The organism is Pseudomonas sp. TUM25319 (genome assembly GCF_056388475.1).
Map to the genome: position 1 here is coordinate 4,723,304 of NZ_CM150751.1, position 20,502 is coordinate 4,743,805.

Genomic DNA, 20,502 nt, shown 5'->3' on the forward strand with positions numbered 1-20,502 from the left:
TACCAATTGCCAAGGAGCCCCACCATGGGCCTGTTGATCGATGGACGCTGGCATGACCAGTGGTACAAAAGCAGCAAGGACGGCGCCTTCGAGCGTGAAAGCGCCCAACGCCGCAATGCCCTGCCCGCCCCCGAAGCCGGACGCTATCACCTCTATGTGTCGCTGGCCTGTCCCTGGGCACATCGCACACTGATTCTGCGCAAGCTCAAGGGCCTGGAAAGCCTGATCGACGTCTCTGTGGTCAGTTGGCTGATGGGCGAACACGGCTGGACCTTCGACAAAAGCCAGGGCTCCACCGGCGACAAACTCGACGGCCTCGACTTCCTGCACCAGCGCTACACCCGCGACGACCCGAGCTACACGGGGCGCGTCACCGTGCCGGTGCTGTGGGACAAGCAGGAGCAGCGCATCGTCAACAACGAGTCGTCGCAGATCATCCGCATCTTCAACAGTGACTTCGACGAACTGACCGGCAACCGCCTGGACCTCTACCCCGAACCGCTGCGGGCGAAGATCGACGCGCTCAACGAGCGCATCTATCCGGCGGTGAACAACGGCGTCTACCGAGCCGGCTTCGCCACCTCGCAGAGCGCCTACGAAGAAGCCTTCGATGCCCTGTTCGCCGAGCTGGACAGCCTGGAAAAACTACTGGATGGCCAGCGTTACCTGGCGGGGGAATACCTGACCGAAGCGGATATCCGCCTGTTCACCACCATCGTGCGCTTCGACGCGGTGTACCACGGTCACTTCAAGTGCAACCTGCGACGCATCGAGGACTATCCGAACCTGTCGAACTGGCTGCGGGAGCTGTATCAGTGGCCGGGCGTGGCCGACACGGTGAACATGGAACATATCCAGCGCCATTACTACATGAGCCACAAGACCATCAATCCCAATGGCATCGTGCCGAAGGGGCCGCTGCAGGACTTTGGCAAGGCGCATGATCGGGAAAGGCTGGTTGGGCGGGGAATTTGGGAGAAACCCGGTATCTGAAGACCGACCAGGAGGCTCGTGGGAGCCGGCGTTGCCGGCGATGCGCCAGACCAGGCAACATCATTGCCAGTGCCTGCCTCATCGCCGGCAACGCCGGCTCCCACGAAATCCGCGTACGCTTACTGAGCGCCTTCGAACCAGGCCAGCTTGTCGCGCAACTGCACCACCTCGCCCACGATCACCAGTGTCGGCGCATGAACCTCATGCTCCGCCACCAGTTGCGGCAGGTCGGCCAGGGTGCCGGTAAAGACCCGCTGGTTCTTGGTGGTGCCCTGCTGGACCAGCGCTGCCGGCGTATCGGCGGCACGGCCATGGCGGATCAGCTCGGCACAGATGGTCGGCAACCCCACCAGCCCCATGTAGAACACCAGGGTCTGGGCCGGCGCCACCAGGTCATCCCAGGGCAGGTTGCTGGTGCCGTCCTTGAGGTGACCGGTGACGAAACGCACCGACTGCGCATAGTCGCGGTGGGTCAGCGGAATCCCGGCGTAGGCCGAGCAACCGCTGGCAGCGGTGATGCCGGGCACCACCTGGAACGGGATGCCCTGCTCCGCCAGTTCCTCGATTTCCTCGCCACCCCGACCGAAGATGAACGGATCGCCACCCTTGAGCCGCAGCACACGCTTGCCCTGACGGGCCAGGTCCACCAGTTGCTGGTTGATCTGGTCCTGAGGCACGGCATGATCGGCGCGACGCTTGCCGACATAGATGCGCTCGGCATCGCGCCGGCACATTTCGATAATCGCCGGGGCGACCAATCGGTCGTAGAGCACCACGTCGGCCTGCTGCATCAGGCGCAGGGCACGGAAGGTCAGCAGGTCCGGATCGCCCGGCCCGGCACCGACCAGGTACACCTCGCCGGCAGTCTGCTCGGGCTTGCCGTCCACCTTGGCCTGCAACAGGCGCTCGGCCTCGGCGCCCTGCCCGGCCAGTTGCCGTTCGGCGATCGGGCCCTGGAACACTTCTTCCCAGAAACCACGACGCTGGTTGACGTCCGGGTAGAGGCTCTTGACCCGGTCACGGAAACGCGCGGCCAGGCCGGCCAGTTCGCCGTAGGCGGCGGGAATCCAGGTTTCCAGGCGAGCGCGGATCAACCGCGCCAGCACCGGGGCATCACCGCCACTGGAGACCGCCACCACCAGCGGTGAACGGTCGACGATGGCTGGGAAGATCACCGAGCACAAGGCCGGCGCATCCACGACATTGACCGGCACGCAGCGCCGCTTGGCATCCGCCGAGACCTGGGCATTGAGCGCCGGGTCGTCGGTGGCGGCGATGATCAGTTGGCAGTCATCCAGATCGCTTTCCCGATAGCCACGGTCCAGAAGCTGGCCGCCGCTGTGCCGAGCCAGCTCGGCCAGTTGCCCTTCGATCTCGGGCGCGACCACGCGCAACCGCGCACCGGCGTCGGCCAGCAGGCGAGACTTGCGCAAGGCAATCTCGCCACCACCGACGACCAGCACCTGGCTGCCGCGCAAATTGTGGAACAGCGGCAGAAACTCCATTTAGCCGATGACCTCGAGGCCACCCATGTACGGCTTCAGCACGTCGGGCACACGGATGGTGCCGTCAGCCTGCTGGTAGTTCTCCAGTACCGCCACCAGGGTACGGCCAACCGCCAGGCCGGAACCGTTGAGGGTGTGGACCAGCTCCGGCTTGCCGGTTTCCGGGTTGCGCCAGCGGGCCTGCATGCGGCGGGCCTGGAAGTCGCCGCAGTTGGAGCACGAGGAAATCTCGCGGTACTTGTCCTGGCTCGGCACCCACACTTCCAGGTCGTAGGTCTTCACGGCGCTGAAGCCCATGTCGCCGGTGCACAGCGCCAGTACGCGGTACGGCAGTTCCAGGGCCTGCAGCACGCGCTCGGCGTTATGGGTCAGGCCTTCGAGGGCTTCCATGGACTTCGACGGCTCGACCACCTGGACCATCTCGACCTTGTCGAACTGGTGCTGGCGGATCATGCCGCGGGTGTCACGACCCGACGCACCGGCTTCACTGCGGAAGCACGGGGTGTGGGCGACGAACTTGATCGGCAGTTCCTTGGCATCGACGATCTCGCCGGCGACGATGTTGGTCAGCGACACTTCGGCGGTCGGGATCAGGTAGAAGTCGGCTTCGCCTTCGCGGGAGATCTTGAACAGGTCTTCCTCGAACTTCGGCAACTGGCCGGTGCCCTGCAGCGCCGGCGCCTGGACCAGGTACGGGGTGTAGGCTTCCTCGTAACCGTGCTCGTTGATGTGCAGGTTGATCATGAACTGCGCCAGGGCGCGGTGCAGGCGGGCAATCGGGCCGCGCAGCAGGGCGAAGCGTGCGCCGGACAGCTTGGCGGCGGTCTCGAAGTCCAGGTAGCCGTCACGCTCGCCGAGGGCGACGTGGTCCTGGATCGGGAAATCGAACTGGCGCGGGGTGCCCCAGCGACGCACTTCGACGTTGCCGTCTTCATCCTCGCCCACCGGCACGCTGGCGTCGGGCAGGTTGGGGATGGTCAGCAGGATCTGGTCCAGCTCGGACTGGATCTGGTCCAGCTCGGTCTTGCCGGCGGCCAGCTCACCGGCCATGCGCTCGACGTCGGCCATCAGCGGCGCGATGTCCTCGCCCTTGGCCTTGGCCTGGCCGATGGACTTGGAGCGGGCGTTACGCTCGGCCTGCAGTTGTTCGGTCCGGGTCTGCACCGTCTTGCGGCGCTCTTCCAGGGACTCGATGCGCGCGACATCCAGGCTGAAGCCACGGGAGGCCAGGCGGTCCGCCACTTCCTGAAGTTGGCCGCGTAACAGTTTGGAATCGAGCATATCGTTCTCTCGTTATGTGTGGTGTTGGTTCAGATTCGGGTGAGCGCCAGGCCAGCCCAGGTTGCGAGCAGGCCGCCCAGCACGCTGATCGCGGCATAGCCGAACGCCAGCGGCGCCTGGCCGCTTTCGAGCAGGCGCACGGTATCCAGTGAAAAAGACGAAAAGGTGGTCAGGCCGCCAAGGAAGCCTACGATCAGGCCGGCGCGCAGCTCGACCGGCACGAACGGGCGATGCAGGAAAAGCCCGTAGAGCAGGCCGATCAGCAGGCAGCCGATCAGGTTGACCGCCAGCGTACCGAGATAAAAGTGGCGAGGCCAGTTCGCGTTGACCCAATTGGACGTGGCGAAACGCAGCAGGGTACCGGCAATGCCTCCCGCGCTGACAGCGGCGACGAGTGCGATCAAGGTTTTCTCCGTTGCCGAGGGCTGGTGCGATCCAGCTCGGCCAGGTGCCTGAGCTTCTCGCCGATCTTCAGTTCAAGGCCCCGCGGAACCGGTTGGTAGTACTGTCGCGGTTCGAGCTCTTCGGGGAAATAGTCTTCGCCGGCCGCGTAGGCGTCCGGCTCGTCGTGGGCGTAGCGGTACTCCTCGCCATAGCCCAGTTGCTTCATCAATTTGGTCGGCGCGTTGCGCAGGTGGATCGGCACTTCCAGCGAACCATGCTCGGACGCTTCGCGCAGCGCGGCCTTGAAGCCCATGTACACGGCATTGCTCTTGGGCGCGCAGGCCAGGTAGGTAATGGCCTGGGCCACCGCCAGCTCGCCTTCGGGGCTGCCCAGGCGCTCCTGTACGTCCCAGGCCGACAGGCACAGGCTCAGGGCGCGCGGATCGGCGTTGCCGATATCTTCGCTGGCCATGCGTACTACCCGGCGCGCCAGGTACAGCGGATCGCAGCCACCGTCGAGCATCCGGGCGAACCAGTACAGCGCGGCGTCCGGGTTGGAGCCGCGGATGGACTTGTGCAGGGCGGAAATCTGGTCGTAGAACGCTTCGCCGCCCTTGTCGAAACGGCGGCGGCTGTCACCCAGCAGGCTCTGCAGCAGGTCGACGCCGATCTCGCCGCCGTCCTCGGCCAGGTCCGAGGCGTTTTCCAGGAAGTTGAGCAGGCGCCGGCCATCGCCATCGGCGGCGGCCAGCAGCATCTTGAAGGCGTCGTCGCCGATGCTCAGGTGCCGCTTGCCCAGACCGCGCTCTTCACTGAGCGCGCGCTGCACCAGCCGACGCAGTGCCTCCTCGTCGAGGCTCTTGAGCACATAGACCCGCGCCCGCGACAGCAATGCGTTGTTCAGCTCGAACGACGGGTTCTCGGTCGTGGCGCCGATGAAGATCAGCGTGCCGTCTTCGACATACGGCAGGAAGGCATCCTGCTGGGACTTGTTGAAGCGGTGCACTTCATCGACGAAGAGAATGGTCCGGCGTCCGTACTGGGCAGCCTGCTGCTTGGCGACTTCCACCGCCTGGCGGATTTCCTTGACCCCGGCCAGCACCGCCGACACCGTTTCGAAGTGGGCCTCGCAGAACTGCGCCAGCAGCCGCGCCAGGGTGGTCTTGCCGACCCCGGGTGGGCCCCAGAAGATCATCGAATGCAGTGCGCCCTGCTCCAGGGCCTCGCGCAGCGGCTTGCCGCGCGCCAGCAGGTGCTGCTGGCCGACGTATTCGTCCAGGTTGGCCGGGCGCATGCGCGCGGCCAGGGGCTGGGCAACCGGTTCACTTCGAAACAGGTCCATGGACGGCAGTACGACCTCTTACTCTTGAATCACGTCAGCGCCTTTCGGGACGTCGAACCTGAACTTGCCGGCGGGCACCGGCTGGTTGACCTTCACGTTGTTGAACAGGATGTCGGTACGCTGCCCGACGCTGTCCACCAGCCGCATGTTGTTCACCAGGCCCTTGCGAAACGACAGGCTCAGCGAATCGAACAGGGTGTCTCTGGTCTTGGGCTTGAGCACGAAGTCCAGGACTTCGCCCTGCTCCTTGGAGGAGATATCGAAGCTCTCGCTGATCTTGGAAATGTCACCCGACAGCAACAGGGCCGGCGTCTGGGTCAGGCGCTGGTCAAGCTTCTTGATGGTGGCCTGTTCGAGGTCCGGGTCCCAGAGGGTGACCTTGGCACCATCGGACACCACCACTTGTTCCTGCGGCGCATCGGTGTGCCAGTAGAACAGGCCAGGGCGCTGGACCGTCATGTTACCGGTGGTTTCCTGCAGGCTGCTACCACTGGCGTCCAGGGTCAGCTGGGAGAAACCGGCCTCGATGGTCTTCGACTGGTTCAACAGTTGGCTCAGGCGCTGCACGTCTTGCTCGGCGGCGAAGACCGCAGCACTGGACAGGCTCAGAGCAGAAACCAACAACATGCGAATCAGGCGCATGGCAATCCTCGTTGCAGAATGAATGAACCGGCGCCCATCACTGAGCGCCGGTGAAGGGGGCTGTCAATCCCGCGCAGGTCCCGGCGCGATGACTTCACGGGAGCCGTTGGTGTTCATGGCGGTGACGACACCCGCCATTTCCATCGCTTCGATCATCCGCGCGGCGCGGTTGTAACCGATCTTCAGCTTGCGCTGCACCGCCGAAATCGAGGCGCGGCGGCTTTCCAGCACGAATTGTACGGCTTCGTCGTAGAGCGCATCGGTCTCGGCATCGTCGCCGCCTTCGCCACCACCGCCATCGAAGCTGCCGCCACCACCTTCCTCGACACCGTTGAGGATGTCGTCGTTGTAGTCCGGCGCGCCGCGCAGCTTCCACGCCTCGACCACGCGATGGACCTCGTCGTCAGAGACGAAGGCACCGTGGACACGGATCGGCAGGCTGGTCCCGGGCGGCATGTAGAGCATGTCACCGTGACCCAGCAGTTGCTCGGCACCGCCCTGGTCGATGATGGTCCGCGAGTCGATCTTGCTCGACACCTGGAACGCCATGCGGGTCGGGATGTTGGCCTTGATAAGGCCGGTGATCACGTCCACCGACGGCCGCTGGGTGGCGAGGATCAGGTGGATACCCGCTGCCCGGGCCTTCTGCGCGATCCGTGCGATCAGTTCTTCGACCTTCTTGCCGACGATCATCATCATGTCGGCGAATTCGTCGACGATCACCACGATGGTCGGCAGCGTGGTCAGGGTTGGCGGTACGTCGTCCATGCTTTCGCGGCGGAACATCGGATCGTAGATCGGCTCGCCGGCTTCCTCGGCATCCTTGATCTTGCGGTTGAAGCCCGCCAGGTTGCGCACCCCCATCGCCGCCATCAGCTTGTAGCGCCGCTCCATCTCGGCGACGCTCCAGCGCAGGGCGTTGGCGGCGTCCTTCATGTCGGTGACCACCGGGCACAGCAGGTGCGGGATGCCTTCGTAGATGGACAGTTCGAGCATCTTCGGGTCGATCATGATCAGCTTGGCGTCTTCGGGGCCCGACTTGAACAGGATCGACAGGATCATGGCGTTGACACCGACCGACTTGCCCGAGCCGGTGGTACCGGCCACCAGCAGGTGCGGCATCTTCGCCAGGTCGGTGATGACCGGCTTGCCACCGATGTCATGGCCCAGGGCCATGGTGACCGGCGACTTGGCCTCGTCGTACTGGGGCGACGACAGCACTTCGGAGAAGCGCACGATCTGGCGGTCTTCGTTGGGAATCTCGATACCGACGGTGGTCTTGCCGGGGATGACCTCGACCACGCGCACGCTGGTCACCGCCAGGGAACGCGCCAGGTCCTTGGCCAGGTTGGCGATGCGACTGACTTTCACGCCGGCCGCTGGCTGGATTTCGTAACGGGTGATCACCGGGCCCGGATGAATCGAGTCCACGGAGACTTCGACACCGAATTCCTTCAGCTTGATTTCCAGCAGGTGGCCAACAGCAGCCAGGGACTCAGGCGAGCGGTTGATCTGTTTCTTTTCGGCCGGATCGAGGATGGAGATCGGCGGCAGCGTGCCTTCCACGGCGCTGTCGACGAACAGCGGCACCTGCTTCTCTTTCTGCACGCGCTTGCTCGGCTCGGGAGCGGGGGCCGGGGCTGGCATGATCACCGGCGGCGCCTGCTGCTCGCGCTCGGCCACGTGCCTGGTCAAGGCCTGGTCGCGCTCGATGATGCGCTCGCGGGCTTTCACCTGTTCGCGGCGATCGGGAACGATGGGAGCGACGACTTCATGCACCTGCTCGTCGACCTCGCGCAGTTGCGCGACCAGTTGCTTGCGTTCGTTGCGCGCGGCCCACCAGCGATTGGCGGCGCCCTGGATCAGTTCGAACAGGTCGAGGGTGATCTTGCCGGTGATGTCCATCACCTTGAACCAGGACAGGTCGGTAAAGACCGTCAGGCCGAACAGGAACAGGGCAATGAACATCAGGGTGCTGCCCTGCACGTTCAGGGCGTTCTTGGCCAGGTCGCCGAGGCTTTCGCCCAGCGCTCCGCCCGCCGAGGCCGGCAGGCTCGGGGCGGAATGGAAATGGATATGCGCCAGCGCGGCGCCGGACAGCACCAAAAACACCAGGCCGATCAGCCGCCAGGAGAACAGCCAGCCGCTCCATTGCCAGGGCTGGTGGCGCTCGCGGAAGATCTGCCAGGTCTTGATCGCCAGCAGCAACGGGAAGATGTAGGCGAAGTAGCCCAGCACCATGAACAGGATATCGGCGAAGAAGGCGCCGGCACGGCCAGCCGCGTTCTGCACCTGCTCAACATTGCTGGTGTGGCTGAAACCGGGGTCGGACTGGTCGTACGTCAGCAATGCCATCCACAGATAGAGGCACAAGGCACCCATGGCGATCAGGGCACCTTCCTTGAGCCTGTAGTGCAACTGCTGGCGCCAGAGTGGCTCGGGGTTGGGTGTTGCTGTGGTTTTCTTCAAAACTGGTCTATTCCTGCGCTGTTCGCGCGTCCAACCGTGATTGACCAAGGGGGACGGTCAACAAATCACTACTTTTAACATTACTGCCGACCTATCGCTATCACGGCTCGGCGGATCGAGCTGTAAAGCCGGTCAATTTCCAATACCAACAATTTGAGCACGCATTTTCTTTCGTGACAAAGGCTTATGCGGGGTTTTTGCGTAGTTGGGACAACTGCCCCCCGCTTAAGTTGCGCAACCGGCCACTGGCCACCCTCGACGACCGGTGAACACCTCTGCCACGCGCCCTGCACACCCTTGTCCCGCAAGGCGCTTTCGGGTCATGCTGGGCGCCCTCCCCTGCACACCGGCGACCGGCCGAATCACGATGCTGACCTGGCTCAACCGCGACACTCTCGACTTCCCGCCACTGGAAAAGGCCATGCGCGAACCCAACGGCCTGCTGGCCGCTGGCGGCGACTTGCGGCCGGAACGCCTGGTCCAGGCCTACCGTCACGGCTGCTTCCCCTGGTACCAGGATGGCCAGCCGATCCTCTGGTGGTCGCCGGACCCTCGCACCGTGATGTTCCCCGACGAACTGCATGTCTCGCGCTCGCTGCGCAAGTTCATGCGCCAAGGGCACTATCAGGTGAGCTTCGACCAGGGCTTCGACGCTGTGATCCGCGCCTGTGCCGCCCCGCGCGCCTACGCCGACGGCACCTGGATCACCGATCGCATGCAGGCCGCCTATCTGGAACTGCATCGCCAGGGTTTCGCCCACTCGGTGGAGGTGCGTCGCGACGGCGAACTGGTCGGCGGGCTCTACGGCCTGGCCATGGGCCGGCTGTTCTTCGGCGAATCGATGTTCAGCCGTGCCGACAATGCGTCCAAGGTTGGCTTCGTGAACCTGGTGGAGCACCTTCGCCAGGCCGGGTTCGTCCTGATCGACTGCCAGATGCCCACCGATCACCTGCACAGCCTCGGGGCCCGGGCGATTGCCCGGGCGACTTTCGCCGATTACCTGCGCCAGTATCTGGACCAGCCCAATCGCGCCACCTGGGTCTGTGAGCAGGCCGTTTGCTAGGCGAGTTTTCAGAGCTGGCTTACACTTAGAAAAAACACCTGCCGAGGGGTTGATCATGACTGAGTTGGCGCGGTTGAAGTTCTATGCCACTCAACCCCATGCCTGCAGCTACCTGCCTGACGAGCAAGCCACCACGCTGTTCCTCGATCCGAGCCAGCCAATGGACGCCAACGTCTATGCGGACCTGTCGGAAATGGGCTTTCGTCGCAGCGGCGACCATCTTTATCGACCCCATTGCCAGAACTGCAACGCCTGTGTGCCTGCGCGCATCCCGGCGGCGCGCTTCACCCCCAATCGCCAGCAGAAGCGCATCATCAAGCGCAATGCCGACCTGGTCGTCACCCCTGCGCGGCCAGCGTTCAACGAAGAGTATTTCGAGCTGTATCGCCGCTATATCGAGCAACGCCACGCCGATGGCGACATGTATCCGCCCAGCCGTGACCAGTTCTCGACCTTCCTGGTGCGCGACCTGCCCTTCTCCCGATTCTACGAGTTTCGTCTCGAAGGCCGGCTGGTAGCCGTCGCGGTCACCGACCTGCTGCCCAACGGACTGTCAGCGGTCTACACCTTCTATGAGCCGACCGAGGAGCGGCGCAGCCTCGGTCGCTATGCCATTCTCTGGCAGATCGGCGAAACCCTGCGCCTGGGCCTTGATGCGGTTTACCTGGGTTACTGGATCAAAAACTGCAAAAAAATGAACTACAAGACCCAATACCGGCCTATCGAGCTGCTGATCAATCAGCGCTGGGTCACGCTTAACTGAAAACCTTGGCTTGACCTCCACTTTTCGGGCACAATGCACGCCACTTTTTGTAGCCGGGTGCTTCTGCGCCCGGCCATTACTGAACACCGAGGGCTTTACTGCATGTCGAAAGAAGACAGCTTCGAAATGGAAGGCACTGTCGTCGACACCCTGCCCAACACCATGTTCCGCGTGGAGTTGGAAAACGGGCACGTCGTAACCGCGCACATCTCCGGAAAGATGCGCAAGAACTACATTCGTATCCTGACTGGCGACAAGGTCCGCGTCGAACTGACGCCGTACGACCTGAGCAAGGGCCGCATCACCTACCGCGCCCGCTGAAGTCGATGCAACGAAAAAGCCCGGCACATGCCGGGCTTTTTCGTTGCATCGGGCATGCAAACCGGCGCGGGGCGAACCCCGCGCCAGCACTCACGCCATTTCCGCCGTGGTTTCGAAGTCGAACACCAGCTCGCCGTCGCGAATGTCGATGTGCACCACACCGCCATGCTCGGCCAGCTCCCCGAACAGGATCTCTTCGGCCAACGGCCGCTTGATCTTGTCCTGGATCAGCCGCGCCATCGGTCGCGCACCCATCTGCGCATCGTAGCCGCCCGTCGCCAGCCAACTGCGCGCCGCATCGGACACTTCCAGCAAGACGCGCTTGTCTTCCAGTTGCGCCTGCAGCTCGGTGAGGAACTTGTCCACCACACTCTTGATGGTTTCGTGGGTCAGGCGACCAAACTGGATGATGGTGTCCAGACGGTTGCGGAACTCGGGGGTGAAACTCTTCTTGATCACTTCCATGGCATCGGAAGAGTGATCCTGATGAGTGAAGCCGATCGAGGCGCGCGCCGCCGTTTCGGCGCCCGCGTTGGTGGTCATGATGAGGATCACGTTGCGGAAATCCGCCTTGCGCCCGTTGTTGTCGGTCAAGGTACCGTGGTCCATCACCTGCAGCAGCAGGTTGAAGACTTCCGGATGCGCTTTTTCGATCTCGTCGAGCAGCAGAACGCAATGCGGCTGCTTGGTGATGGCCTCGGTCAACAGACCGCCCTGGTCGAACCCGACATAGCCGGGCGGTGCACCGATCAGGCGCGAGACGGTGTGCCGCTCCATGTACTCGGACATATCGAAGCGAACCAGCTCGACGCCCAGCGCCTTGGCCAGCTGGCGTGCCACCTCGGTCTTGCCCACCCCGGTCGGACCGGAGAACAGGAAGGAACCGACCGGCTTGTCCGGCGCCTTGAGGCCCGCACGGGACAGCTTGATTGCCGTTGCCAGGGAATCGATGGCCGCATCCTGACCGAACACGGTCAGCTTGAGGTCCCGCTCCAGGTTGCGCAGCAGCTCCTTGTCGGAACTGGTGACATGCTTGGGCGGAATCCGCGCAATCTTCGCCACGATGTCCTCGACCTGTGGCACCTCGATACGCTTGACTCGCGCCTCTACCGGCTGCAGCCGCTGATAGGCGCCCGCCTCGTCGATCACATCGATGGCCTTGTCAGGCATGTGCCGGTCATTGATGTAGCGCGCCGCCAGCTCGGCCGCCGCACGCAGCGCCTCGTCGCTGTATTCGATGCTGTGGTGCGATTCGAAACGCCCCTTCAGGCCGCGCAGGATGCCCACGGTGTCTTCCACCGACGGCTCGCTGACATCGACTTTCTGGAAGCGCCGCGCCAGCGCCCGGTCCTTCTCGAAAATGCCACGGAACTCCTGGAAGGTGGTGGACCCGATGCAACGGATGTCACCCGAGGACAGCAATGGCTTGAGCAGGTTGGACGCATCCATCACGCCACCGGATGCCGCACCGGCGCCGATGATGGTGTGGATCTCGTCGATGAACAGGATGGCCTGGGGACGCTTGCGCAGCTCACCGAGCAACGCCTTGAAGCGCTTCTCGAAATCGCCGCGGTATTTGGTCCCGGCCAGCAGGGCACCGAGGTCGAGAGAGTAGACCACGCTATGGGACAGCAGGTCTGGCACCTGACCATCGACGATACGCTTGGCCAGACCCTCGGCGATGGCGGTCTTGCCGACGCCGGCCTCGCCCACCAGCAGCGGGTTGTTCTTGCGCCGACGGGCAAGGATCTGCGCAACGCGCTCGACTTCGGTCTCACGACCGACCAGCGGGTCGATGCGACCTTGTCGGGCGAGTTCATTGAGGTTGCTGGCGTAGGCATCCAGGGGATTGCCCGACGACGAGGTTTCGCCACCGTCTTCATCCTGCATGTCCTGTTCGCCTTCCTGGTGCTCGCCATGGCCGGGCACCTTGGAAATACCGTGGGCGATGTAGTTGACCACATCGATGCGAGCCACGCTTTGCTGCTTGAGCAGGAACACCGCCTGACTTTCCTGCTCGCTGAAAATGGCCACCAGTACGTTGGCGCCGGTCACTTCACGCTTGCCGGAGCTCTGCACATGGAAGACGGCACGCTGCAGTACCCGCTGGAAGCCCAGGGTTGGCTGGGTTTCACGATCCTCGTCATGCACGGGGATCAGCGGTGTGGTGGAGTCGATGAACTCCTGCAGATCGTGTTTGAGTTTGTCGAGATTCGCGCCGCACGCGCGCAGAACCGTTGCGGCTGCCTCGTTATCCAGCAATGCCAGCAGGAGGTGCTCAACCGTCATGAACTCATGACGCTTGGAACGGGCCTCTTTGAAGGCCAGATTGAGGGTGACTTCGAGCTCGCGGTTTAACATAGCTTCACCTCATACCCAAGTGGTCGGCGATTAACCGTCCTTCTCGATTTCACAGAGTAGCGGATGCTGGCTTTCCCTTGCGTATTGGTTGACCTGCATGGCCTTGGTCTCGGCGATGTCGCGGGTAAACAATCCGCACACTGCCCGTCCCTCGGTGTGGACGGCCAGCATGACCTTGGTCGCCAGCTCGCGGTTCAGATTAAAAAACACCTCGAGCACTTCGACGACGAAATCCATCGGCGTGTAGTCATCGTTGAACAAAACCACCTTGTACATCGGTGGCGCCTGCAGTGCCGGCTTGGCCTCTTGTACCGCCAGACCGGAACCATCGTCCTCATGCGATTGCGGGCGATCCTGATTGAATGTTAGTCGAATCTGGCTATGTGCATGCATGGAAAGAATTTCATCATTTCGACAGATTAAGATTGTGGGTTGACCGCTTTTGACCTACCGAATTTACGGCCCGTCGCCTGACCTTGACTATCGGCAAAACGGTGTTACAACCAATAAGAACCCACCGTGGTCGATAAAGATCCGCGCAGTCAACCAGAATTTTCGCAGGTTATATGCGGATGGAGTGGATGATACTCCAGTGATGGAGTCCTTTGCAGAGGGATATGAGGATGGCAAGCGGTAAAGTCAAGTGGTTCAACAACGCCAAGGGCTATGGCTTCATCAATGAAGAAGGCAAGACCGAGGACCTGTTCGCTCACTACTCGGCGATCCAGATGGACGGGTACAAGACCCTGAAAGCCGGACAAGCCGTGACCTTCGATATCATCCAGGGCCCCAAGGGCCTTCACGCGGTGAACATCAGGAACGCCATCGTCACTTCGGAGACCAAGGCCCCGGCGACCAGTACCGCCAACGCCTGATCCCGATCACGACGATCATCTTGACCGGCCGCCCCGGCATTCGGGTCGGCCGGTTTTTCGTGCGCCTTACATATGCTTGATCAGCGCTTCACCGAAGCCGGAAGAGGACACCAGCGTCGCACCGTCCATCAGGCGTTCGAAGTCGTAGGTCACGGTCTTGGCACGAATGGCGCCATTGGTGCCCTTGATGATCAGGTCCGCCGCCTCGGTCCAGCCCAGGTGGCGCAACATCATCTCGGCCGACAGGATCACCGAGCCCGGATTGACCTGGTCCTTGCCGGCATATTTCGGCGCCGTACCGTGGGTGGCTTCGAACATGGCCACGGTATCGGACAGGTTGGCGCCCGGCGCGATGCCGATGCCACCCACCTCCGCCGCCAGGGCGTCGGACAGGTAGTCACCATTGAGGTTCAGGGTGGCGATCACATCATATTCGGCCGGGCGCAGCAGGATCTGCTGCAGCATGGCGTCGGCGATGGCGTCCTTGACGATGACTTCGCGACCGGTCTTGGGGTTCTTGAACTTCATCCACGGGCCACCGTCGAGCAGTTCCGCGCCGAACTCGTTCTTCGCGATCTCGTAGCCCCAGTCCTTGAAGGCACCTTCGGTGAACTTCATGATGTTGCCCTTGTGGACGATGGTCAGCGACTTGCGATCATTGTCCACCACGTATTGCAGGGCCTTGCGCACCAGGCGCTGGGTGCCCTCTTTCGAAACCGGCTTGACACCGATGCCGCAGTCCTGGTCGAAACGGATCTTGGTGACGCCCATCTCCTCCTTGAGGAACTTGATGACCTTGTTGGCCTCGGGCGAACCGGCTTTCCACTCGATGCCGGCATAAATGTCTTCGGAGTTTTCGCGGAAGATGACCATGTCGACGTCGCCCGGCTTCTTCACGGGGCTCGGCACGCCGTCGAACCACACCACCGGACGCAGGCAGACATACAGGTCCAGTTGCTGGCGCAGTGCCACGTTCAGCGAGCGGATACCGCCACCAACCGGAGTGGTCAGCGGGCCTTTGATGGAGACGACATAGTCTTTGACCGCGTCGAGGGTTTCCTGGGGCAGCCAGGTGTCCTGGTCATAGACCTGGGTAGCCTTCTCGCCGGCATAGACCTCCATCCAGGAGATCTTGCGCTTGCCGCCGTAGGCTTTCTCGACAGCAGCGTCGACGACCTTGATCATGACCGGGGTGACATCCACCCCGATACCGTCGCCTTCGATGAACGGGATGATCGGATTGTCTGGAACATTGAGAGAATGGTCTGCGTTGACGGTGATTTTGTCGCCGACTGCCGGAACCTCGATTTTCTGGTATCCCATGCTGCACTCCGCTTTTTTTTGGTTTGAAGTCTTCATGCAATCTCCAGAGCCTAACCCAGTTGGAGACGAACGGAAACCTTGCCCATAAAACCGTCACAAAGCGGCAAAAAGCTCTACATCTTTCGTCTATAAATGGCCATCCGACATGTACGTCTTGCTGATTAGGACCAAGGAATTGATATACTGCGCCGGTGACTCAAGGGTCACTCGGGGCGAGACGTCCGCTACAGGCCCCACGGCCCCGACAAGACTGAGCTGTTACCGCAGCCCAGCCGTTTGACACTCGACTGATGCAACCCACCATCACAGCCTGGAATCCTCGACTTTCCGCTTATGGATGTGTCTGAGCGAAGCGCTTACCCTGCGCGCCACACCGAGATTCCGAGCACGCTCAGCAAAACAGAGAGTTAACCCGAATATGTCCACCCGTTCGAAGATCATCTACACCTTCACCGACGAAGCTCCCGCCCTCGCCACCTTCTCCCTGCTGCCTATCGTCGAAGCCTTCACCGCTACCGCCGAGATCTCGGTAGAAACCCGGGACATCTCTCTCGCCGGCCGTATCCTCTCCGCCTTCCCAGAACAGCTCGGCGCCGACAAGCAAGTGGCCGATCACCTGGCGGAACTGGGCCAACTGGCGACCACGCCCGAAGCCAACATCATCAAGCTGCCGAACATCAGTGCCTCGGTTCCCCAGCTGAAGGCCGCGATCAAGGAACTGCAAGGCAAGGGCTTCAACGTTCCGGACTACCCGGACACCGCGACCAACGACGCCGAGAAGGAAGCCAAGGCCCGTTACGATCGCATCAAGGGCAGCGCCGTGAACCCGGTCCTGCGCGAAGGCAACTCCGACCGCCGCGCGCCGCTGTCGGTCAAGAACTACGCCCGCAAGCACCCGCACAAGATGGGCGCCTGGGCCGCCGACTCCAAGTCCCACGTCGCTCACATGAGCCACGGCGACTTCTACGGCAGCGAAAAAGCTGCACTCATCGAAGCCGATGACAGCCTGCGTATCGAATTGCTGGGCAAGGACGGCTCCACCACCGTCCTGAAAGAAAAAACCTCGGTCAAGGCCGGCGAAATCATCGACTGCGCCGTCATGAGCACCAAGGCACTGCGCGCCTTCGTCGCTGCCGAGATCGAAGATGCCAAGGCCCAGGGCGTGCTGCTGTCGGCGCACCTGAAAGCCACCATGATGAAAGTCTCCGACCCGATCATGTTCGGCCAGATCGTCGCCGAGTACTACGCTGACGCGCTGAACAAGCACGCTGCCGTACTGGAAGAAATCGGCTTCAACCTGAACAACGGCATCGGCGACCTGTACGCCCGCATCAAGACCCTGCCTGCCGAGCAGCAAGCGCAGATCGAAGCCGACGTCAAAGCGGTCTACGACGTACGCCCTGCCCTGGCCATGGTCAACTCCGACAAAGGCATCACCAACCTGCACGTGCCGAGCGACGTGATCGTCGACGCCTCGATGCCGGCGATGATCCGTGACTCGGGCAAGATGTGGAACACCGAAGGCCAGCTGCAAGACACCAAGGCCCTGATCCCGGATCGTTGCTACGCAACCATCTACCAGGCGGTGATCGAAGACTGCAAGCAGAACGGCGCCTTCGACCCGACCACCATGGGCAGCGTGCCGAACGTTGGCCTGATGGCGCAGAAAGCCGAAGAGTACGGCTCCCACGACAAGACCTTCCAGGCCAAGGCTGACGGCGTCATCCGCGTTCTGGACAGCAAGGGCAACCTGCTGCTGCAACAGGACGTCGAGGCTGGCGACATCTTCCGCATGTGCCAGACCAAGGACGCTCCGATCCAGGACTGGGTCAAACTGGCCGTCAACCGCGCTCGCGCCAGCAACACCCCGGCCATCTTCTGGCTCGACCAGAAACGTGCCCACGACGGCGTGCTGATCGAGAAAGTCCAGAAGTACCTGAAAGACCACGACACCACTGGCCTGGATATCCGTGTCCTGGCACCGGTCGAAGCGATGAAGGTTTCCCTGGAGCGCATCCGCGCCGGCCAGGACACCATCTCCGTCACCGGCAACGTGCTGCGCGACTACCTGACCGACCTGTTCCCGATCATGGAGCTGGGCACCAGCGCCAAGATGCTGTCCATCGTTCCACTGATGAACAACGGCGGCCTGTTCGAAACCGGCGCCGGCGGCTCGGCACCGAAGCACGTCCAGCAGCTGGTGGAAGAAAACTTCCTGCGCTGGGACTCGCTGGGTGAGTTCCTGGCCCTGGCCGCTTCCCTGGAGCACCTGGGCAACGCCTACGCCAACCCGAAAGCCAAGGTACTGGCTGCCACCCTGGACCAGGCCACAGGCCAGTTCCTGGACAGCAACAAGTCCCCTGCGCGCAAGGTCGGCGGCATCGACAACCGCGGCAGCCACTTCTACCTGACCCTGTACTGGGCCCAGGCACTGGCTGCACAAACCGAAGACGCCGCCCTGCAGGCACGCTTCGCCCCGCTGGCCAAGGCACTGGCCGAGAACGAAGCGACCATCGTCGCCGAGCTCAACGCAGTCCAGGGCAAACCAGCCGAGATCGGTGGCTACTACTTCACCGACGTCGAGCTGACCAGCAAGGTGATGCGCCCGAGCCAGACCTTCAACAGCGCGATCGCCGCACTGTAAGAAAGCCTGCTTGAAGCACTGAGGAAAGCCCCGGCCACGCACCGGGGTTTTCTTTTTAAGCCACAAGCTTCAAGCGTCAAGCCATAAGCTCAAGCGCGCCGCGTCGCCTTGCAGCTTGCAACTCCGAAAGGAACCCAGCATGACCTGGCAACCCCACATCACCGTTGCGACCATTGTCGAAGACCAGGGCCGCTTCCTGCTGGTCGAGGAATTCAAGGCCGGCAAGCATGTCTTCAACCAGCCCGCCGGCCACCTGGAGGCCAACGAAACCCTGCTCGAAGCCGCGTTGCGCGAAACCCTCGAAGAGACCGCCTGGGATGTCGAACTGACCGGCGTGGTCGGTATCTACCTCTATACCGCCCCCAGCAACGGCGTGACCTACCAGCGCATCTGCTTCGCCGCCAGGCCCGTGAAGCACCACCCCGAGCGCGCGCTGGACGCCGATATCGTCCGCGCCGTGTGGATGACGGCCGAAGAACTGGCGGCCGACCCTGCCCGCTGGCGCAGCGAACTGGTGCCGCAGTGCATCGAGGATTACCTGGCCGGCCCGCTGCACAGCCTGGAGCTGATCCGCAACTGAGCAGGCTTTCGCCTTGACGGACGCAGCCTGATAGAATCGTCGTCTTTTTCCAGATACGCACCCATACCTATGTCCGAACCAGCTCTCCAAGAACCCGAAAAGACGCGCGTCATCGTCGGCATGTCCGGCGGCGTGGACTCTTCCGTTTCCGCCCTCCTGCTGATGGAGCAGGGCTACCAGGTGGAAGGCCTGTTCATGAAGAACTGGGAAGAGGACGACGGCACCGAGTATTGCACCGCCCGCGAAGACCTGGCCGACGCCCAGGCCGTGTGCGACCGCATTGGCATCAAGCTGCATACCGCCAACTTCGCCGCCGAGTACTGGGACAACGTCTTCGAGCACTTCCTCGAGGAATACAAGGCTGGCCGCACGCCCAACCCCGACATCCTCTGCAACCGTGAAATCAAGTTCAAAGCCTTCCTCGACTACGCCCTGGCACTGGGCGCGGACCTGATCGCCACCGGCCACTACGTGCGCCGCCGCGACACCGACGGACGCACCGAACTGCTCAAGGGCCTGGACCCGAACAAGGATCAGAGCTACTTCCTGCACGCCGTCGGCGGCGAGCAGATCGCCCGCACCCTGTTCCCGGTCGGCGAGCTGGAGAAGCCGGAAGTTCGCGCCATCGCCGAAAAACACGGCCTGGCCACCGCCAAGAAAAAGGACTCCACCGGCATCTGCTTCATCGGCGAGCGCCGTTTCAGCGACTTCCTCAAGCAGTACCTGCCGGCACAACCCGGCGAGATCCAGACCACCGACGGCGAGGTCATCGGCCGCCACCATGGCCTGATGTACCACACCATCGGCCAGCGCCAGGGTCTCGGCATCGGCGGCCTCAAGGACGCTGGCGACGAGCCGTGGTACGTGCTGGAAAAAGATCTCGCGCGCAACGTGCTGGTGGTCGGCCAGGGCAATGAACACCCGTGGCTGTTCTCCCGCGCCCTGCTCGCCTCGGAGATTTTCTGGGTCAACCCGATCGACCTCTCCGCGCCGCGCCGCCTGACCGCCAAGGTCCGCTACCGCCAGAGCGACCAGGACTGCACCCTTGAACGCACCGAAAGCGGCTACCGCGCCGTCTTCGACGAACCACAGCGCGCCGTCACCCCCGGCCAGTCCGTGGTGTTCTACGACGGTGAAATCTGCCTGGGCGGCGGCGTGATCGAGACCGCCGAACCCTGGAGCGCTCGCGGATGACCCGAATCCAGGAGCAACTGATCGCCCTGGGCGGCGTCTTCCAGGCCGCCGTGCTGGTGGACCGCATTGCCCGTACCGGTTCCGCCAGCGAAGCCAACATCGGCTGCATGCTCGGCAGCCTGCTGGTACGCGACCCCAAGGACACCCTGGAAGTGTTCGGCGGCGACGACATCAACCTGCGCGACGGTTACCGTGCCCTCGCCAGCGCCCTGGAGCGCGACCCTGGCAGCCTGCAGCGCGAGCCACTGCGCTACGCCCTGTCGATGCTGGGCCTGGAGCGCCAGCTGGCCAAGCGTGGCGACATGCTGGAAACCATCGGCAATCGCCTGCCGCAGATCCAGTCCCAGGCCGAGCATTTCGGCCTGGCCCACGAAAACGTCATCGCCTCCAGCGGCGCACTGTACCAGGACACCCTGAGCACCCTGCGCCAGCGCATCCAGGTTCACGGCGACATGCGCCACCTGCAGCAACCGAACAACGCTGCGAAAATCCGCGCGCTGCTGCTGACCGGCATCCGCGCCGCGCGCCTGTGGCGTCAGCTTGGCGGCCATCGCTGGCAACTGGTATTCAGCCGCCGCAAGCTGCTCAGCGAACTGTACCCGATGCTGCGCAGCTGAATGACGAAAGGCCGGCGCAAAGCTCGCGCCGGCCGGCGACAACGCACGATCCGGCCGACAATACCTTTTGTCAGCCACCCGACCCGGGGGCATTTTTCATGTATGATATGCGCCCTTTTCAAAGCCTGACTGTCCGAGAACACCC

The 20,502-nt window shown here is 62.8% G+C and carries 18 protein-coding genes; 9 read left to right on the forward strand and 9 right to left on the reverse strand.

Features of this window, described 5'->3' with window-relative positions; translation table 11 throughout:
* Positions 1-24 precede the first annotated feature (24 nt).
* Positions 25-993 carry a glutathione S-transferase family protein gene (locus tag AC05QJ_RS21475; protein WP_476743292.1) on the forward strand — a complete coding sequence of 323 codons (969 nt, stop codon included), beginning with the start codon at positions 25-27 and terminating at the stop codon, positions 991-993.
* Positions 994-1,112: 119 nt separating this feature from the next.
* Here the strand turns inward: AC05QJ_RS21475 and cysG are convergent, their stop codons facing one another.
* The 6 genes from cysG to ftsK all read right to left on the reverse strand — a co-directional run bounded on the left by cysG (position 1,113) and on the right by ftsK (position 8,616).
* Complete coding sequence (gene cysG, locus AC05QJ_RS21480; RefSeq protein ID WP_476743293.1) at positions 1,113-2,498, reverse strand: siroheme synthase CysG; 1,386 nt, start codon at positions 2,496-2,498, stop codon at positions 1,113-1,115.
* Entirely contained in the window at positions 2,499-3,779 is a 1,281-nt protein-coding gene (gene serS / locus AC05QJ_RS21485) for a serine--tRNA ligase (RefSeq protein WP_476743294.1), read from the reverse strand.
* Between the two features lie 29 nt (positions 3,780-3,808).
* Positions 3,809-4,183: a fluoride efflux transporter CrcB gene (gene crcB / locus AC05QJ_RS21490; RefSeq protein WP_476743295.1), complete on the reverse strand. Its 375-nt coding sequence runs from the start codon at positions 4,181-4,183 to the stop codon at positions 3,809-3,811.
* Complete coding sequence (locus AC05QJ_RS21495) at positions 4,180-5,505, reverse strand: replication-associated recombination protein A (protein WP_476743296.1); 1,326 nt, start codon at positions 5,503-5,505, stop codon at positions 4,180-4,182. The genes crcB and AC05QJ_RS21495 overlap by 4 nt, the downstream gene beginning before the upstream one ends.
* A gap of 18 nt (positions 5,506-5,523) precedes the next feature.
* Positions 5,524-6,147 (reverse strand): outer membrane lipoprotein periplasmic chaperone LolA, encoded by a 624-nt coding sequence (lolA, locus tag AC05QJ_RS21500; RefSeq protein ID WP_476743297.1) that lies wholly within the window; start codon positions 6,145-6,147, stop codon positions 5,524-5,526.
* A gap of 63 nt (positions 6,148-6,210) precedes the next feature.
* Positions 6,211-8,616, reverse strand: a complete 2,406-nt coding sequence (gene ftsK / locus AC05QJ_RS21505) for a DNA translocase FtsK (RefSeq protein WP_476743298.1) — start codon at positions 8,614-8,616, stop codon at positions 6,211-6,213.
* Positions 8,617-8,983: 367 nt separating this feature from the next.
* Between ftsK and aat the strand changes: the two genes are divergently transcribed.
* The 3 genes from aat (at position 8,984) to infA (ending at position 10,763) form a co-directional block, all read left to right on the forward strand.
* Positions 8,984-9,679: a leucyl/phenylalanyl-tRNA--protein transferase gene (aat, locus tag AC05QJ_RS21510; protein ID WP_476747984.1), complete on the forward strand. Its 696-nt coding sequence runs from the start codon at positions 8,984-8,986 to the stop codon at positions 9,677-9,679.
* 55 nt (positions 9,680-9,734) lie between these two features.
* Positions 9,735-10,442 (forward strand): arginyltransferase, encoded by a 708-nt coding sequence (locus AC05QJ_RS21515; RefSeq protein ID WP_476743299.1) that lies wholly within the window; start codon positions 9,735-9,737, stop codon positions 10,440-10,442.
* Between the two features lie 102 nt (positions 10,443-10,544).
* Complete coding sequence (infA, locus tag AC05QJ_RS21520) at positions 10,545-10,763, forward strand: translation initiation factor IF-1 (RefSeq protein ID WP_002553999.1); 219 nt, start codon at positions 10,545-10,547, stop codon at positions 10,761-10,763.
* Positions 10,764-10,853: 90 nt separating this feature from the next.
* Here the strand turns inward: infA and clpA are convergent, their stop codons facing one another.
* Positions 10,854-13,124 (reverse strand): ATP-dependent Clp protease ATP-binding subunit ClpA, encoded by a 2,271-nt coding sequence (gene clpA / locus AC05QJ_RS21525; protein ID WP_476743300.1) that lies wholly within the window; start codon positions 13,122-13,124, stop codon positions 10,854-10,856.
* Positions 13,125-13,154: 30 nt separating this feature from the next.
* Positions 13,155-13,517 carry an ATP-dependent Clp protease adapter ClpS gene (clpS, locus tag AC05QJ_RS21530; RefSeq protein ID WP_009400967.1) on the reverse strand — a complete coding sequence of 121 codons (363 nt, stop codon included), beginning with the start codon at positions 13,515-13,517 and terminating at the stop codon, positions 13,155-13,157.
* A 230-nt stretch (positions 13,518-13,747) separates the two neighbouring features.
* Between clpS and cspD the strand changes: the two genes are divergently transcribed.
* Positions 13,748-13,999, forward strand: coding sequence for a cold shock domain-containing protein CspD (gene cspD, locus AC05QJ_RS21535; protein ID WP_476743301.1), 252 nt, complete (start codon positions 13,748-13,750; stop codon positions 13,997-13,999).
* Between the two features lie 66 nt (positions 14,000-14,065).
* Here cspD and icd read toward each other — a convergent pair whose 3' ends face one another.
* Complete coding sequence (icd, locus tag AC05QJ_RS21540) at positions 14,066-15,322, reverse strand: NADP-dependent isocitrate dehydrogenase (RefSeq protein ID WP_476743302.1); 1,257 nt, start codon at positions 15,320-15,322, stop codon at positions 14,066-14,068.
* A gap of 418 nt (positions 15,323-15,740) precedes the next feature.
* Here icd and AC05QJ_RS21545 point away from each other — a divergent pair, with 418 nt between their 5' ends.
* The 4 genes from AC05QJ_RS21545 to hflD all read left to right on the forward strand — a co-directional run bounded on the left by AC05QJ_RS21545 (position 15,741) and on the right by hflD (position 20,357).
* Positions 15,741-17,966: an NADP-dependent isocitrate dehydrogenase gene (locus AC05QJ_RS21545; RefSeq protein WP_476743303.1), complete on the forward strand. Its 2,226-nt coding sequence runs from the start codon at positions 15,741-15,743 to the stop codon at positions 17,964-17,966.
* Positions 17,967-18,105: 139 nt separating this feature from the next.
* Positions 18,106-18,546 (forward strand): NUDIX hydrolase, encoded by a 441-nt coding sequence (locus tag AC05QJ_RS21550; protein ID WP_476743304.1) that lies wholly within the window; start codon positions 18,106-18,108, stop codon positions 18,544-18,546.
* 69 nt (positions 18,547-18,615) lie between these two features.
* The gene (gene mnmA, locus AC05QJ_RS21555; protein ID WP_476743305.1) at positions 18,616-19,740 is read left to right on the forward strand and encodes a tRNA 2-thiouridine(34) synthase MnmA; all 1,125 of its coding nucleotides are present in this window, start codon (positions 18,616-18,618) and stop codon (positions 19,738-19,740) included.
* Complete coding sequence (gene hflD / locus AC05QJ_RS21560) at positions 19,737-20,357, forward strand: high frequency lysogenization protein HflD (RefSeq protein ID WP_476743306.1); 621 nt, start codon at positions 19,737-19,739, stop codon at positions 20,355-20,357. Before mnmA ends, hflD begins: the two co-directional genes overlap by 4 nt.
* Positions 20,358-20,502 lie beyond the last annotated feature (145 nt).

Bases quoted from the DNA above. Each gene is read 5' to 3' on its own strand.
- clpS (WP_009400967.1), bottom strand. From the start codon at position 13,517: ATGCATGCACATAGCCAGATTCGACTAACATTCAATCAGGATCGCCCG.
- hflD (WP_476743306.1), top strand. From the start codon at position 19,737: ATGACCCGAATCCAGGAGCAACTGATCGCCCTGGGCGGCGTCTTCCAG.
- serS (WP_476743294.1), bottom strand. From the start codon at position 3,779: ATGCTCGATTCCAAACTGTTACGCGGCCAACTTCAGGAAGTGGCGGAC.
- AC05QJ_RS21545 (WP_476743303.1), top strand. From the start codon at position 15,741: ATGTCCACCCGTTCGAAGATCATCTACACCTTCACCGACGAAGCTCCC.
- aat (WP_476747984.1), top strand. From the start codon at position 8,984: ATGCTGACCTGGCTCAACCGCGACACTCTCGACTTCCCGCCACTGGAA.
- AC05QJ_RS21475 (WP_476743292.1), top strand. From the start codon at position 25: ATGGGCCTGTTGATCGATGGACGCTGGCATGACCAGTGGTACAAAAGC.
- cspD (WP_476743301.1), top strand. From the start codon at position 13,748: ATGGCAAGCGGTAAAGTCAAGTGGTTCAACAACGCCAAGGGCTATGGC.
- clpA (WP_476743300.1), bottom strand. From the start codon at position 13,124: ATGTTAAACCGCGAGCTCGAAGTCACCCTCAATCTGGCCTTCAAAGAG.
- AC05QJ_RS21495 (WP_476743296.1), bottom strand. From the start codon at position 5,505: ATGGACCTGTTTCGAAGTGAACCGGTTGCCCAGCCCCTGGCCGCGCGC.
- cysG (WP_476743293.1), bottom strand. From the start codon at position 2,498: ATGGAGTTTCTGCCGCTGTTCCACAATTTGCGCGGCAGCCAGGTGCTG.
- mnmA (WP_476743305.1), top strand. From the start codon at position 18,616: ATGTCCGAACCAGCTCTCCAAGAACCCGAAAAGACGCGCGTCATCGTC.
- AC05QJ_RS21550 (WP_476743304.1), top strand. From the start codon at position 18,106: ATGACCTGGCAACCCCACATCACCGTTGCGACCATTGTCGAAGACCAG.
- AC05QJ_RS21515 (WP_476743299.1), top strand. From the start codon at position 9,735: ATGACTGAGTTGGCGCGGTTGAAGTTCTATGCCACTCAACCCCATGCC.
- infA (WP_002553999.1), top strand. From the start codon at position 10,545: ATGTCGAAAGAAGACAGCTTCGAAATGGAAGGCACTGTCGTCGACACC.
- lolA (WP_476743297.1), bottom strand. From the start codon at position 6,147: ATGCGCCTGATTCGCATGTTGTTGGTTTCTGCTCTGAGCCTGTCCAGT.
- icd (WP_476743302.1), bottom strand. From the start codon at position 15,322: ATGGGATACCAGAAAATCGAGGTTCCGGCAGTCGGCGACAAAATCACC.